This is a genomic window from Salinibacter pepae, from assembly GCF_947077775.1.
Classification (GTDB): domain Bacteria; phylum Bacteroidota; class Rhodothermia; order Rhodothermales; family Salinibacteraceae; genus Salinibacter; species Salinibacter pepae.
The window spans coordinates 918,679-933,387 of the sequence record NZ_CAMTTE010000001.1; the positions used below are offsets into that span (position 1 = coordinate 918,679).

The 14,709-nt window shown below is 66.7% G+C and carries 13 protein-coding genes; 2 read left to right on the forward strand and 11 right to left on the reverse strand.

Annotated features, from left to right (window positions below):
* Positions 1 to 99: 99 nt before the first annotated feature.
* The 3 genes from aroC to OJA40_RS03885 form a co-directional block, all read right to left on the reverse strand.
* Positions 100 to 1,314 carry a chorismate synthase gene (gene aroC / locus OJA40_RS03875; protein ID WP_208425906.1) on the reverse strand — a complete coding sequence of 405 codons (1,215 nt, stop codon included), beginning with the start codon at positions 1,312 to 1,314 and terminating at the stop codon, positions 100 to 102.
* Between the two features lie 80 nt (positions 1,315 to 1,394).
* A complete protein-coding gene (locus OJA40_RS03880; RefSeq protein WP_208425905.1) occupies positions 1,395 to 2,939 on the reverse strand; it encodes a trypsin-like peptidase domain-containing protein in 1,545 nt (514 codons plus the stop codon).
* A gap of 196 nt (positions 2,940 to 3,135) precedes the next feature.
* Positions 3,136 to 6,267 (reverse strand): sensor histidine kinase, encoded by a 3,132-nt coding sequence (locus OJA40_RS03885; RefSeq protein WP_263809979.1) that lies wholly within the window; start codon positions 6,265 to 6,267, stop codon positions 3,136 to 3,138.
* A gap of 199 nt (positions 6,268 to 6,466) precedes the next feature.
* Between OJA40_RS03885 and OJA40_RS03890 the strand changes: the two genes are divergently transcribed.
* The gene (locus OJA40_RS03890; RefSeq protein ID WP_208425903.1) at positions 6,467 to 6,685 is read left to right on the forward strand and encodes a hypothetical protein; all 219 of its coding nucleotides are present in this window, start codon (positions 6,467 to 6,469) and stop codon (positions 6,683 to 6,685) included.
* A 244-nt stretch (positions 6,686 to 6,929) separates the two neighbouring features.
* Entirely contained in the window at positions 6,930 to 7,853 is a 924-nt protein-coding gene (locus OJA40_RS03895; RefSeq protein ID WP_208425902.1) for a histone deacetylase family protein, read from the forward strand.
* On the opposite strand, the gene prmC is transcribed toward OJA40_RS03895, so the two are convergent.
* From prmC to OJA40_RS03935, 8 genes are all read right to left on the reverse strand, one after another.
* A complete protein-coding gene (prmC, locus tag OJA40_RS03900; protein WP_208425901.1) occupies positions 7,846 to 8,757 on the reverse strand; it encodes a peptide chain release factor N(5)-glutamine methyltransferase in 912 nt (303 codons plus the stop codon). The two genes, OJA40_RS03895 and prmC, sit on opposite strands and share 8 nt — an antisense overlap.
* Positions 8,758 to 8,795: 38 nt before the next feature.
* The gene (locus OJA40_RS03905) at positions 8,796 to 9,083 is read right to left on the reverse strand and encodes an acylphosphatase (RefSeq protein ID WP_208425900.1); all 288 of its coding nucleotides are present in this window, start codon (positions 9,081 to 9,083) and stop codon (positions 8,796 to 8,798) included.
* A 165-nt stretch (positions 9,084 to 9,248) separates the two neighbouring features.
* Positions 9,249 to 10,085: a phenylalanine 4-monooxygenase gene (locus tag OJA40_RS03910; RefSeq protein WP_208425899.1), complete on the reverse strand. Its 837-nt coding sequence runs from the start codon at positions 10,083 to 10,085 to the stop codon at positions 9,249 to 9,251.
* 183 nt (positions 10,086 to 10,268) lie between these two features.
* Entirely contained in the window at positions 10,269 to 10,481 is a 213-nt protein-coding gene (locus OJA40_RS03915) for an ABC transporter permease (protein ID WP_208425898.1), read from the reverse strand.
* Between the two features lie 79 nt (positions 10,482 to 10,560).
* Positions 10,561 to 11,160 carry a thioredoxin family protein gene (locus tag OJA40_RS03920; RefSeq protein WP_263809308.1) on the reverse strand — a complete coding sequence of 200 codons (600 nt, stop codon included), beginning with the start codon at positions 11,158 to 11,160 and terminating at the stop codon, positions 10,561 to 10,563.
* A gap of 143 nt (positions 11,161 to 11,303) precedes the next feature.
* The gene (nadD, locus tag OJA40_RS03925; RefSeq protein ID WP_011404800.1) at positions 11,304 to 11,891 is read right to left on the reverse strand and encodes a nicotinate (nicotinamide) nucleotide adenylyltransferase; all 588 of its coding nucleotides are present in this window, start codon (positions 11,889 to 11,891) and stop codon (positions 11,304 to 11,306) included.
* 29 nt (positions 11,892 to 11,920) lie between these two features.
* Positions 11,921 to 12,775, reverse strand: a complete 855-nt coding sequence (locus OJA40_RS03930; protein WP_263809980.1) for an outer membrane protein assembly factor BamD — start codon at positions 12,773 to 12,775, stop codon at positions 11,921 to 11,923.
* Between the two features lie 169 nt (positions 12,776 to 12,944).
* Positions 12,945 to 14,639, reverse strand: coding sequence for an ABC transporter substrate-binding protein (locus OJA40_RS03935; protein WP_263809981.1), 1,695 nt, complete (start codon positions 14,637 to 14,639; stop codon positions 12,945 to 12,947).
* Between the last annotated feature and the right edge of the window lie 70 nt (positions 14,640 to 14,709).

Consider the following 14,709-nt stretch of genomic DNA (forward strand, 5'->3'; position numbering starts at 1 on the left):
TATCTCGCAATGTCTGCGTCTTGGTGGGCGGTTCTCTACTCACTCCCGTGATTCGGTGTTCGGCCGCATCGCCGCAGGCGGGCCGTCCACGGCCCGGTTCTACTCGTTCGGGGCCGCGCGGTCGGCCTCAACGTGGCGCCGGATCGCGGGCACGGAGTCGCCCCCGTACTTCCGCAGGAACGCGTTGGCCACGGTGTAGGCGACGGTGGCCTCGGCCACGGTGGACGCGGCCGGCACGCTCGTGATGTCGCTCCGCTCGTAGCGGGTCGGCTCGGGCTCGCCCGTCGCCGTGTCGACCGAGTCGAGCGGCTTGATGAGGGTGGGGATCGGTTTCATGTAGCCCCGCACGACGAGCGGCATGCCGGTGGTTGTGCCCCCTTCCGTGCCGCCCGCGTGGTTGGTGCGGCGGGGGTAGGCCTGCGCGCCGTCCTCGCGGGGCTCGATGGGATCGTGCACCTGCGAGCCGGGACGGTGGGCGTTGAAGAAGCCGTCGCCGACCTCGGCGGCCTTCTGGGCCTGGATCGAGCAGATGGCCTGCACGAGCTGGCCGTCGAGGCGCCGGTCCCAGTGAACGTACGACCCGAGGCCGGGCGGCACGCCGGTCACGACCACCTCGTAGACGCCCCCGAGCGAATCGCGGTCCTTCTTCGTCTGGTCGATGTGCTCCACGCAGCGCTCCGTCATGCCGTCGTCGATCATGCGCGTGGCGCTCTCGTCGGCCGTCTCGTAAAGGGCACTCGCCCCGCCGCCCTCCTCGAGGAGCGCGTTGCGACGATCGGCCCACTCCTCGGGCTCGTCGAACCCCACGTCCCCGATGCGCACCACGTGGCTGCCCACCTCGATGCCGAACTCGTTCAGTAGGCGCCGCGCCACCGAGCAGCAGGCCACCCGCATGGCCGTCTCGCGGGCGCTCGACCGGTCGATCACGGGCCGCATGTCGTCGTGCTCGTACTTCTGCTTGCCCGCCAGGTCGGCGTGGCCGGGCCGGGGCATCGTCACCTTCTCCATGTCCTCCGGCGGCTCGCCCTCGATGGCCATCTTCTCGGGCCAGCCGGCCTTGTCCTTCTCGTAGGCCCCGTTGTCGATGCGGAAGGAGATGGGACTCCCGAGCGTCTGGCCGAAGCGCACGCCCGAGTAGATGTGCACCGTGTCGTTCTCGATTTTCGACCGCCCCCCGCGCCCATAGCCGAGCCAGCGCCGGGCCAGGTGCTCGTTGATGTCGTCGGGCGTAAGCGGCAGTTGGGCCGGGGCGCCCTCGAGAACGCCGATGATGGCCTCGCCGTGCGACTCGCCGGCGGTCAGGTATCGGAGCATACTGTGGTCGTTAAACATCGGAATGAGAATAGGGGACAGAACGAGAACGCGCCCGTCTGGGGGAGGGCGCTCCAAACGTGCTACTCAATCTCGTAGAAGGCCGGCGTGCCGTCGCGGCGCTGCACCTCCACGAGCACCGGCCCGCTGGCCGCCGACAGATGCTGGACGACATCGGCGGGGGACTCAATGCGGGCGTCGTCGAGGCGGGTCATCACCACGTTGCGGGGCAGGCCGGCGGCCGCCGCCCGTCCGCCGCTTTCCACGTACGCGACGTACGCCCCGGCCTCCGCGTCGAAGACGGAGGCCTCCGTGTCCGTCAGTGGACGCAGTCCGACGTCCCATCCGTCCACCTCGGTTACGGCCGCGTCCGCCCCTCCGTCGTCGGGCGGCTGGTATTCCGGCGGATCTGAATTGGGGCTCCCCCCCGACTGAAGGTCGCTCAGCCACTCCTGATACACCGGCGTGTCCTCGCCCATCAGCTCCACACCGAACGTGCGTGCCGTCCCGTCCCGCCACACCTCCACCGCGACCGTGTCGCCGGGGCGCTGGCGGGCAATCAGGCTCTGAAGGTCGTTGGGCGCGTTCACCGGCTCCCCCATGATGGAGGTCACCACGTCGCCCCCCTCCAGGCCGGCCCGGTCCGCCGCACTTCCCGACTGCACCTCCTCCAGGTACACCCCGCGGATGTCGCGCAGGCCGATCTCCTCGGCCCGGTCCGCGTCCACCGGCAGAATGCTGACGCCCAGGTACCCGCGTCGCACCTCGCCGTACGCGATGAGGTCGGTGACCACCCGCTCCACGAGGGCCGACGGAATCGCGAAGCCGTAGCCCTCCGTCCGCCGGCTCCGGCTGGCGATGGCGGTGTTGATGCCCACGAGCTCCCCCTTCAGGTTGACGAGGGCCCCGCCCGAGTTGCCCGGGTTGATGGCCGCGTCGGTCTGAATGAAATTCTCGATCCGGAACTGGTCCTCGATGATTCGCAACTGGCGGCCCAGCGCGCTTACAATTCCGGCCGTGACGGTCGAGGTGAGTTGGAGGGGATTGCCGACCGCCACCACCCAGTCGCCCACCTGCACCTGGTCCGAGTTGCCGAACGGCACCACCGAAAAGTCCTCCCCGCCCACCTTGATCACCGCAAGGTCGGTGGACGCGTCCGTGCCCACCACTCGGGCCTCGAACTGGCGCTTGTCGGTCAGTCGCACCTGGATGCGCTCCGCCCCCTCCACCACGTGACTGTTCGTCACGATGTAGCCCTCCGGACTGATCACCACCCCGCTTCCAAGGTTCTGTGCCGGCTGCCCGAGGGGATTCTCCCCGCTCCCCTCCGCGCTGGACGCGACCCGGATGGAGACCACCCCCTCGGTCACCTCCTCAGCAACGTCCCGAAAGAGCCGGTTGAGGGCCGCGGGCGGCGGCCCGTCCGTCTGCCAGTCGCGCGGGACCGAGGCCGTCCGGGTGGTGCCGGCCTCCTCCACCGTCCCCGCACGCTCCACGATGCGGGCCACCGGGGCCGTGTCCGACTCCTCCTCGGCCAGCAACATCACGAGGACCCCGGCCAGCAGGCCCACCAGCAGCAGCCCGATTCCGGCAAGCAGTCGTGCGGGACGTCCCGAAGACGAGGCCATGGAGGAGGCACGAGGAGTGAAGAAGATCGGGATGAAAAGCCCACCTTGCGCGGGCAAAATTGTTTCCCCTCACTCGCCCGAATGCCCCCTACACGCCGTCTCAACGCCGCTTCGGGTGTAAAGCGACTGCGACGATTTCCGCATCGCCCCCATCGACGGCCCTCCTCGTCCCGCCGGGTGCGGATCCCGCTGCCCCCTACCCTTCCGCGCCGGCCTCCGCCGGCTCCGACGACCGCGGGAACTCCACCCGAAACCGGCTGCCCTTGTGTTTCTCCGTCTCGACCCGGATGGCCCCGTCCATCTGGTCCGCCAGGCGCGCCGAGATGGCGAGGCCGAGGCCATTCCCCTCGTAGGTGCGCGATCGCCCCCGCGACTCCTGCTTGAACTCCTCGAAGAGGTCCGGCAGGAACGCCTCGTCAATGCCGATGCCCGTGTCCTCCACCTCCGCGTAGACGCGCCCCTCGGCGGTGCCCGTCGACACGGCCACGACGCCCTCGTCGGTGTACTTGATGGCGTTCTCGATCAGATTCCGGAGGATCTGTTCCAGGTACTGCTCGTCGAGATCGGCCCACGCGGGGGCCCCCGAGAGGGCCACGCGGAACGAGAGGCCCTTCTCCTCCGCGTCCGCCCGAAGGTCCGACGCCACCCGTTCCACGCACGCATCGAGGGGCGTCGGCGTCAGCTCCACGTCCTCCTCCCCAGAGCGCAACATCGACAGGTCGAGAAGGGCGTTCAGGGTCCGCTTGAGGCGCTTGCCGTTCTCCTCGATCATGTCCAGAAACTCGGTCTCCTCCCCCTCCATCATGCCCCGGAGGACCTCCAGGGAGCCGAGGATGTTGGTGAGCGGCGTGCGCAGCTCGTGCGAGGTGGTGGCGAGGAAATCCTCCTTGAGGCGATTGGCCTCCCGCAGCCGGTCGTTGGCCTTCTTGAGCCGCTCCGCGACGACCCGCTCCCGCTCCAACTTCTGGACCCGACGGCGGGCCTGGCGCTTCTCCTCCTTAACAACGTAGAACCGCCGCGCGCCGTAGGCCAGCCCCAGGAATCCGAGGCCGTACACCAGGTAGGCCCAGATCGACCGGTACCAGGGCGGAATGATTTCAAGGGGGAAGGACGTGATGCGACTCAGTTGCCCCCGCTCGTTGCGGGCCTGCACCTGGAGCCGGTACGTTCCCTCCCAGAAGTCGTTGAAGCGTCGGGTCGGAGCGGAGGACCAGTCACTCCACTCGTCGTCTCGGCCCAGGAGCCTGTAGCGGTACTCGGGGGGGGTGGTGGTGCCGTACTGTGGGGAGGCGACCCGCACCCTGAGGTCCTCGCCATACCGGACTGGGAGCGGAGTCCCGGGGTTCTCGCGATGGGGGGTGCCGCCGTACAGAAGGCGGTTGTCCTTCGGGGCGATGACCCGGCGGATCAGCGGCGCAAAGCCGGGGGGCGCGGGATCCGGGACATCGGCCCCTGCCCGGGCCGCGTAGCGGAAGAGGCGCAGTTGGTCCCCGAGCCAGAGCGTGCCGACGTCATCGACGAAAACAGAAATCGCTTCTGACTTTGGAAAGTGCAGTGGAGCAATTTCGTCCCAGTCGGCAACACCCTGACCTCGCACCTCACCGACGAAGACTCGATTTCCAAGGACGACCCACAGCCGGCCGTTCTTGTAGTAGAAGGACTTCAGCATCGGACTCTCCCCCTCAATTTTTGGAAGAAGAGCGTCCTGCCGAGTGAAGGTGCGCCTCTCCGGCCGCACGGCCGGGTTTTCGATCTGGTAGAGGCCTTTTGAGGAGGCAATCGTCAGGGTTGAGTCAATGAGATGCACCCCCTTATATCCTTCTGGCAAACCTGCCTCAATGCCGTAGCTGATCGTGTCGGTTATGCTTCGGCCGTCGGGGGACAGGGAGGCCCGAATGACCCGATCGTCGAACGTCGACGCCCAGAGTGTACCATCCTCCCTCGAAGCAACGCTTCGTATTTCGGTGTCGAGGCCAGAGATTGGTGCGGCCGTCCACTGACCGTTCCGGCGGGCGACCCTCTTGATCCCATCGGTCGTGGCCGCGTACAACTGGTCGCCGCCCGAGTCTTCGGTAAGACTCCAGGTGCGCTCCCACCCCCCAATTTGTCGCTTCGTACGGCCCTCGAGGTGGTACAGGCCGTTCTGCTGAGTGGCCGCAAGGAGGTCGCCCTCGGCAGTCTTCATATCTAGGACAACCGGAAGGTCGCCTCCCCACGATTCAAACTGAGCACTTTGCGCTCCGGGGGACTGGTCTGTGGTTGGCGTGAGGACGTGCAGACCCGTTTCGGTAGCCACGTAGGTGGTGCCCCGGTGCTTGTGGACCCCTCGGATGGTTCCCCTGAGGGACGTTCGCTCGTCGTGGACCGTGAGCGGGACACTCAAGCCAGCCTGGAACACCTGACCATTGTTGAGGGCCATCCACAGCTGCCCTTCGCGGCCCGAGAACACGTGATTTACAACATTGACAGGGAGCCCAGACGAGTCGTCCAGAACGCGAACCACCTCCCCGCTTGAGTTGACCACGACCACCCCTGCCCGAATCGTCGCCAGCGCGTATCGCCCGCCGGGAAGAGAGGTCCCGTGGTAAAGGTTATTCTGGTCCAGAAAAGAGGTTAGCTCCGGCGCAAGAGACCGGAACGCGTCTCCCCTCTGCACGAGCAGGCCACGGCTCTGCGTCGCGAGAATCAAGCTTCCATCAGCGCGGACATCCATCATGTAAACCGGGACATCGGCAAATACACTTCCGCCGGGAATCATTTTGAGGGAGTCGCCTTCCACGCGGAGCAGCCCATGATTTGCGTCACGGACATAAAGAGACTGCCCCACGACAAAGGACGTGTGAAATGACCCTCCTGCACTCCACGTGGTCATCTTCTCTCCACTCCAGCGGAAGAGGTAGTCTCCAGACTGGAAGTAGGCATTCCCGCCGATAATATGGGTATTCCATACATCTGAGAAGTCACGCTTTCCTTCGGGGACTTGGTCAAGAAGAGACTGGTACTTGAGGGTCCCCACCGAATCGGGCCGGAGGACCCCAAAGTCGCCTCGGGTGCCGACGTAAACCAGGCTATCGGCAGCTACGGAGCGAGTGGGCGTTTTGGAGGTCGTCGGGATGCGCTCCCACTGCTCCCCATCGTACTGAAGGACGCCGTGGTTGCTCGCGACGTAGAGGAGGCCCCGCCTGTCCTGGGTGACGCTCCAGGTCTGGGTCGAGCGGTCGAGCGGCGAATGGAGTTGACTCGGGAACGGGAAGCCACGCTCAGAGGAAGCGGTCCGCGGTACGGAATCCGGAACAGATGACGGATCCTGTGCCGAAGAGAGTCCCAACGGAGAAGTCGGCTGGGCCCCCGCGGCAGGGGGAAAAGCCAGGAGGCCTACGAGGAGACCAACCAGTCCGGAAAATTTTATGGCTTGATGATTCATAACAACCGAAACCGGCAGAATTGTGTTTGCAATTTACCCAACGGGTGTATAATGTAAACGCCGCAGCTTCTTAGCTAGAATCATGCCAACATACCCTGTAACCATGAAGCGTTCCCTCTACACGACCGTCACGTCGTATCTTGCCCTTTTTGCATTCGCCGGGGTTTTCCTTCTCGGCGGGTGCACCAGTACCGTAAGTGGGCCTCAGGTATCCGAGGAAGAACCGGTTGAGGTCCGGCAGGGCGAGGCCCACAACATGATGCGGGAAGATGGTGGGACGACCAATCCGAAGGAGCCGCACAATACTTCTCCACAGGACTAGCCTTGTGTTCTTGACGCCGGCACCACAAGGTTTCCCTCTCGAAAGAGCATCGGAGCAGTTCTCTGAGGGCCATCCTGACCAGATGACGCCAGGAGGGCCATCCGGCCGTCCTGGCGTTTCTATATGTGCCCTGCTTTTCATTTTTCTCCGAGAAAGGTTCGGACCCTGATTTCGCCCCTTTGCGTACGGCGCATCGTTCGTCTCGTATTCCATTTTTCTCGTGGGCCGTAGGCTTCTAGACTCGATGCGCGTCAGTTACTGCGACGGCTACTATGTCCCCCTGCCGGAGGGGCATCCGTTTCCGATGGCCAAGTTCCCCGCCCTCCACCAGCGGCTTCTGGACGAGGACCTCGTTCGCCCGACGGACGTGGTGGCGCCCCGACAGGCTGACTGGACGGACCTGCGACGCGTCCATACCGCCGACTACCTGACGCACCTTGCCGAGGGCAGCCTGTCCGATCACGCCGAGCGACGCATGGGCCTTCCGTGGTCGGAGCGCCTCGTGTACCGGTCCCGGCTGGCCGTGCAGGGCACCATCAACGCGGCCCTCATGGCGCTCACGGACGGCGTCGCGGCCAACCTGGCGGGCGGCACCCACCACGCCTTTCCCGGCCACGGCGAGGGCTTCTGCGTACTCAACGACGTGGCCGTCGCCATTCGCGTGCTGCAGGCCGCATGCTGGGCCCAGCGCGTCCTCATCGTGGACCTGGACGTGCACCAGGGCAACGCCAACGCGGCCGTCTTTGCGGACGACGCGTCGGTCTTTACCTTCTCGATGCACGGGGCGAAGAACTACCCGTTCGAAAAGCCCCCCTCTTCCCTCGACGTCCCCCTCGACGATGCGACCGGCGACCAGTCGTATCTCGACACGCTGCGGTCGTATCTCCCTCAGACCCTGGACGCCGTCCAGCCGGACCTGGTGTTCTACCTCGGGGGCATCGACGTCGCGACGGACGACCGGTTTGGGCGCCTCTCCCTGACCCGCGAAGGCCTTCACGCCCGCGACCGGTACGTGCTGGAGCAGATTCGGGCCCACAACCACCCGGTGGCGCTCCTTCTCTCGGGGGGATACGCCGACACCCCCGAGACCACCGCCGACCTCCACGCCATCATGTACCGGGAGGCCGCCCGCGTTTTCGAGACGCCCCGCTCCTCCACGGTCAACTAGCCTCTGCCCGCCCGGTCCGCCCCCACACGATGCGCGGCCGCCCGCTCAGGTCCTCCTCAGTGTGCACCGCCCCCACGCCCTCTTCTCCGCGGAACAGCCGCTCCACCTCGGCGGCGTGCTCGGCGTGCACTTCCAAAACGAACGCCCCCCCGGGCACACAACACGCCCGAACCCAATCAACGAGGGCCCGATAGAAGCGAAGCGGATCGCGGCCGGCGAAAAGCGAACGGTCGGGGTCGTACTCCCGCACAACGGGCGGCAACGACTCGGCCTCCGCATCGGGAATGTAGGGCGGATTGGAGACCAGAAGATCCACGCCTCGTGGCGTCGCGGCCGGCACCTCAGCACGCAAGTCGCCCTCAAAAAACCGAACGTCGAGGCCCAAGTCTTGGGCATTGGCCCGGGCCACCGCAAGGGCGTCCGTACTGACGTCGCAGGCGTGCACCTCCGCGTCGGGCCGTTCGTGCTTGAGGGCGAGGGCAATGCACCCGCTTCCCGTGCCGGCGTCGAGCACCTGGGGCCTCGATACCCCCTCGATGCAAGTGAGCGCCCGGTCGACGACCGTCTCCGTCTCGGGGCGCGGCACCATCACGTCCGGGGACACCCCCAGCCGCAGCCCGTGAAAGGAGGCGTATCCGAGGATGTGCTGCAGCGGCTCCCCCTGCACGCGGCGCCCCACCATCTCGCGGAACTGCCGTGCCTTCGACGCAGCGACCGTCCGGTCTGGGCGGGCGTACAGGTGGGCTCGGTCGCAGTCCAGTAGCTCTGCCAGCAGCCACTCCGCCGTCCGTCGCGGGGCTGAGCGGTCCGCCGCCCCCAGCCGCTGGGCCGCGCGGTCGATCAGTTCAAGTCGCGTCGGGGACGCCCCGGCGGGCTCCGCGTCCGACCCTGGTGGATGCTCCATAGCGGTCCCTCCTGATGGATTCGTGGCCGTCCATTGGCTCAGCGACGCACCCGAAACCCCTCAAACGCGGCGTCGGCCTCGGACCAGTCCACATCGACCGCCTCGACGCGTGCCATCCGCGGCCCTTCGTGCACGGCCTCGACGAGCGATTCGAGCGCATCGGTGGGCCCCTCGGCCTCCAGCCGCACCGACCCGTCGGATTCGTTGCGCACCCAGCCGGTGACGTCCAGCCGCCGGGCCCGCCGCCGTGTAAAGTTGCGAAACCCAACGCCCTGCACGCGCCCCGTAATTCGTGCGGACACCCGCTTCTCTGTCCCTGTCTCCATGAAAACTCGTGAGAGGCTGATCTTGGATTGCAGTTCGCGTTTCCAACCGACGGCCTCACGAATGTTTTCCGTGGGTTCCGGCCCCGACACAGAAACGCCCCGCCGCCGGTCGTCCGGCAGGGCGGGGCGCAGCGCTAGCGTCTCGACCGGCCGCGGACGAGACAGCTACAGCAACCCGTTCTTCGAGGTCCAGTCCCGGAAGCCGTCCACGAGCTGCTCAAAGGAGTCGAGGACGAAGAGTTCGTTCTGAAGGTTGTAGACCTCGTAGTCGTCCTTTTCGACGATGTGCTCGGGATCGAAGGGGTGGAGCGTCACCTCGTCGGAAAGGGCGTGCGTCACCTCTTCGTTGGACGATACGATGCCCGCCCCGAAGATGCGCTTTTCTCCCTGTTCCTGGATCAACCCGAACTCCACCGTGAACCAGTGAAATCGCTCCAGGCGGGGGCGGTCGGCCCCCTCCGCGTTCTGGGCCGCCTGGCCGTAGAGCTGGTAGAAGTCCGCAAACTCCGGCTGCGTGAGCATCGGCATGTGCCCGAAGATGTCGTGGAAGCAGTCCGGGGCCGGGGTGTAGTCGAGCTCCTCCCGCCCACGGACGTAGTTCGTGGAGGGAAACTTGCGCTGCGACAGCAGCGAGAAGAAATTCTTCTCGTGGATGAGGCCCGGGACGTTGGCCACCTCCCATCCGGTCTCCTCGTTGAGGCGCCGGCTCAAGTCGGCCAGGTCCGGAATTCGATCCCCCTCCAGCCCCAGCACGTCCTGCCCCCGCATGTACGCCTCACAGGCCCGGCCCGGAAGCTGCTCCATCTGGCGCTCCACGAGAATCTGCCACGTCTCGTGGTCCTCGTCCGGGTAGCCCGGATACTCGATCTCGTCCCCCACCGGGGGTGGCTCCTCCAACGTCTGCGGAATGGTGCGTGGGTCGACGTCCTCCTGCTCCTCCTGGGCCGTTTCGAAGGCCGATCGCTCTTCGTCCGGGGTGCTCTCGACGGTGTCGCTACTCATGGTACCACCTCAGGGGTTAAATGCGTGGGGATGACGGCTTGGGGACGTGCCCCGTGAAGCCCGGAACCGCTCCCAAGTCTGGAGAAAGTAGAGCCGATTTGGGTCGTGTCCGACGCGGACTTAACGAAACATCCCCCCCTCGTGATTCTCGTCTTCCCAGGGGCACCTGCCGCGCAAGCGACCCTACCGGCGGGCGTCGTCACGGCGGATCAGCCAGGCGGTCCCGATGTACCCGAGGAACGCCGCTGCACTTACCGTGAGGCCCGCCCGCGTGACCCGCGCTCCCTCCCCAATCACCGCTTCGGCCATCACCATCACGACGAGGAAGAGAACGGCGATGCCACAGGCCCCAGCGACGACGTGTGTCCAGGTCCGGAATGCGCGTCCGCGAAACATGGCCGCTGGGCAATCACGCGGGGAGTACAGAGGGCCCCTCGCGTCCGTAGTGGCGGGGCCTCACGCGTCGGCACACGCCTCATTGCGCCGCGTGGGCCGGGGTTGCGTCGGGCTTCCACTTGATGTTGCACCCCATGGAGGGGGCCTGCTCCATCGTCACGGTGCCGTCGGCGAGAAGCTCGTCGAGGGCCTGACGGAGGTCGTCCCCGTGTGCCTCGTCTCCGTCGGGGCGCGTGTCGTCGAAGCGCCCCCGGTAGGCGAGCGCACGATCGTCGTCGAAGACGTAAATGTCCGGCGTGCAGGCCGCCTTGTAGGCCGTGGCGACCTCCTGCGTCTCGTCCTGGAGGTACGGGAACGGATACCCCTTCTCGCGGGCCCGCTCGGCCATGTTGTCGAACGAGTCGTCCGGGTAGCGCTCCGGATCGTTCGCGCAAATGCCGACAAACTGTACGCCCTTGTCCTGATACGCCCGGGCCACATCGATGAGGGCCCCCTCGATGTGCTGGACGTACGGGCAGTGGTTGCACATGAACACGACGACGAGGGCGTCGGCCTCGTCGTAGTCTGCGAGCGAGCGCCGGGCGTCGCCCCGGTCGTCAACCTCGGGATTGGCCGCGGGCAACGAGAAGTCGGGGGCCGATTGGCCCAGGTCCATCATGGTCGATTCGGTAAGCGCCATGGGCGTCGGGGAATCGTGTCGGAGAACGTGACGGCATCCCGCCCCGGCACGCAGGGCCATGCCGGATTGGGACGAAACAACGACGCCGGACCACGCAAAGTTCAGGCGCCAGCGCGACGGCCGCAGGCGTGTGCCCCCGCCCCTCAGTCCGTCGGGCGGTAGAGATCATGGGTGTCAATGTAGGCGCGCACCGCCTCCGGCACCAGATACCGGATGGACCGGCCGGCCCGGCGGCGGGCGCGGACCTCGGTCCCCGAGATCTCCATGACGGGCGCAGCCGCGTACCGGACGTCGTTCACAAAACGGGGATCGGCAACCGACTCGATTGCCCCCGGGCGCTTGTACACGATGAACGGCACGCGCTCGGCAATCTCGTCGGGCCGGTGCCAATCGGCAAAGTGGTCCAGGCTGTCACTGCCGAGGATGAGGGCAAAGTCCGTGTCGGGATGCTGGTCCTGCAGGACACGGAGTGTCTCGACCGTGTACGACACGCCGTCCCGCTCCACCTCCACGCCGCACACGCGGAACGCCGGGTTGCCCTCCACCGTGCGCTCGGTCATCGCCAGTCGATGCTGTACGGCCGCCAACTCGTCGTTCGGCTTGTGGGGCGGGGTGGCGTTGGGAATCCACCACACCTCGTCGAGCCCGAACTGGTCGCGGACGACCTCCGCGACGACGAGGTGGGCGACGTGGGGCGGGTTGAAAGACCCCCCAAAAAGACCAACAGTCATGGGCACGATGGGCCTGCAAAATCCCTCCGTCAATTGGAGCCGCTCGACGCATCTTCCTGCGCCAGCGACTGCTCACCCTGCTGCGCCTGGACGCGGTCGAGCTTCTCACGGGCCTCGCTGTAGAGGTCTTCCGCCCGTCCGAGGAGGGTGCTCCCGGGGAAGAGCTGCGTGAGCCGGTTGTAGTTCTCGATCGCTTTCTGATAGCGCTCGGCCTGCTTGTTCTCCACGCTTCGGTCCGCGTACCGAACGTACGTCCGGACCGCGCCGAGCAACGCGTCGTCGGCCCAGGGGGTATCCGGGTACTGATCGAAGGCCCGTTCGTAGACCGTCGTCGCGGCCTGCCACATGTCGCGCTGCTCGTAGAGCCGGCCCGCCTCGTACTTCTTGCGGGCGAGCTTCGCTCGGAGCTCGTTGATTTTCTCTTCGGCCTCCGGCACGAGTTCGTGGTTCGGATGCCGGTCGATAAAGAGACGAAAGAGGGAGATGGCCTGCTCCGAGTCCGACTGGTCGAGCCGGTACGAGGGCGACCGGAGGTAGTACGAGTTGGCCCGTTCGAACTCGGCCCGAGGGAGAAGCTCGTCGTTGCGGTAGAGCTGGGTGAAGCGTTGAAACTCGTTCGCGGCCACCAGATGCTTGTTCAGCCCACGCTGCGCCATGGCGAGCTTGAAGCGCGCGTCGGGGGCCCACTCGTTGCCCCGCCCGTACTCGAACACGGCCCGGAAGAAGCGAATGGCCTGCTGGTGATCGCCCTCCTCCATCTCGGCGACCCCCTTCTTGTACGCCTCCTCCGGCCCACTGTAGGTAAGCTCGGTGCCCCCTGAGCATCCGACGAGGGCCCCGAGAAGCGCAAACAGCAAAGCGGGAACGAAAGCCGACGTACGCATGAAGGGACCGCTACGATGAAGGCAGTCGACGAGAGGACCGCCCCTGCTTTCGATTGGGCATTTGGGGGCGAAGTGGCAACGCGGAGCCGAAACGACAGGGGGGAGGGTCTGTTCCTCTCCGCAGCTTTAAGCCCGGATGGATCGCGCCGCCCCCGCAGGGCCCTCGTGCCTAGCGGAGAAGCTCCGTCCGTTGGTCGCGGTACCGGTGGATGAACAGCGCCTGGTTTGCATTTTTTCCCTGGAAGCCGATGCGCATGCCAATCCCTTCGTACGTCGGGGCGGTGCGGAGCGCCCGGGGGGTAGGCCCGGTGCCCGACGGCGAGAGGGTGGTTAGCAAAAAGCGGGCGACATCGTAGCCCACGTACGCCAGGCGACGGCCACTGGTGGCGAGTTCGTCCGGGGGGCTGCCCGTGAGCAGGCGGTACCGGCGGACGAACCGCTGCACGGCCGGCTGGTCCGTCTGCACGTAGAAGCCGTTCGTGTACGTGGCAACGGCCGTACTGGCCGCCTCCTTGAAGGGAAGGTCGTGCCACTCGGCGTTGCCGAGCACCCGTTTCCCGGGGAGAATTTGGCGAAGGCCGGTGAGGGCGCCCTGAATCTTCCCCGCCGTGCCCCGGCCCGACACGGGGAGGTAGAGCGCCTCCGTCTCGGCCAGCAGGGAGTCGATGGTGGCGGAGTCCCGCCGGGCCCGGCGGGAGCCGGTCTCGATGAGGGTCGAGTCTGTGAGGAGGGTGGGCAGCCGCGACCAGTCCCGCCCCCCTTGTAGCGGGATGCTGAGGGGCACCGTCAGGCCCTGCCGACGGGCTTCTTCCCGGAACCCTTCGGCCATGCGCGCACTCAGGCCGTTGCCCTCCTCGTAGACGATCCCGACGCGGTTGATGAGAAGCCCATTCTTTGCGGTCCGCGCCATAATTCGCCCGCGGTCCGGGATCGTGGGGTTGGCCTGGAAGACGTAGTTCTTCCCCTCGGAGACACTCTCGTCGGTGGCCATCGGCGCCACCAGGGGCACGCGGGCGGCCTCGGCCCGCTCCCCCGCCGGCCGCGCCACGCGGCTCCGGATGGGCCCCAGAATCACGTCCACGTCGTCGAGCCGCACGAGGGAGTCCACCGCCGCCCGTGCGGCCTTGGGCCGCGGGCCCGTCCGGCGGAAGTACATCTTGGCGACCCAGTCCGGGCGCTCCACCTGCTCCGCCACGACCCGCAACGAGTCGACCCGGACCGTATCGGCCGGCGCCGCAACGGTGGTTTCCCCGTCCGCCGCCGCGAGGCTGTCCCCCGCAAGGCGGGCCGTGTCGTAGACCTCGAAGGTATCGGCCTCCGTCCGCAGGCCGGGCGGCCGGATGTACCGCCGCCGCAGGCCGTTGTGCTCGTCGACCGCGAGCCGAATGCCGTTGAACAGGGCCTGGGACAGGGACACCTCCGCGGCCCCCATCGGAAGCGTCACGCCGACGCGGAGGGTGTCTTGGGCCTGTGTCTCTTCCTGGAGGCGACGGCGGGCCCGCTCCAGGAGCCGCGCCGCCTCGTCCCGGTATGTCGTCTCCGCATACTGGTTGAGGAGGGCCTCGAGCCGGCCGATCGCGTCCCGGTAGCGTCCCAGCTGCACGAGGGCCTTCCCGTCCATGAGCAGGGCGGCCGTGGTCTTGCGGTTGAGCGCGTACTCGCTCACCAACCGAAAGCGCTCGTGCGCCGTCTCGTACTCCCCCCGCTCGAACGCCGCGACCCCTTCCTCGAACAGCAGCTCCGCATTTTCGATTTCGGGGATGGCCCCCGCCTGCTGGGCGTGGCTCGGCGCCACCGGCATGCCGATGCTTAGAAGCAGAAGGAGCCCAAATACACAGACCGGTCCGGAGCGGCGAGTTGCCATGGAGACGAGAGACGATGTTGAAGAATTGACGCCAGGACGCGTGCCCCTTCTCCCTCCCAACGCGCCGCCC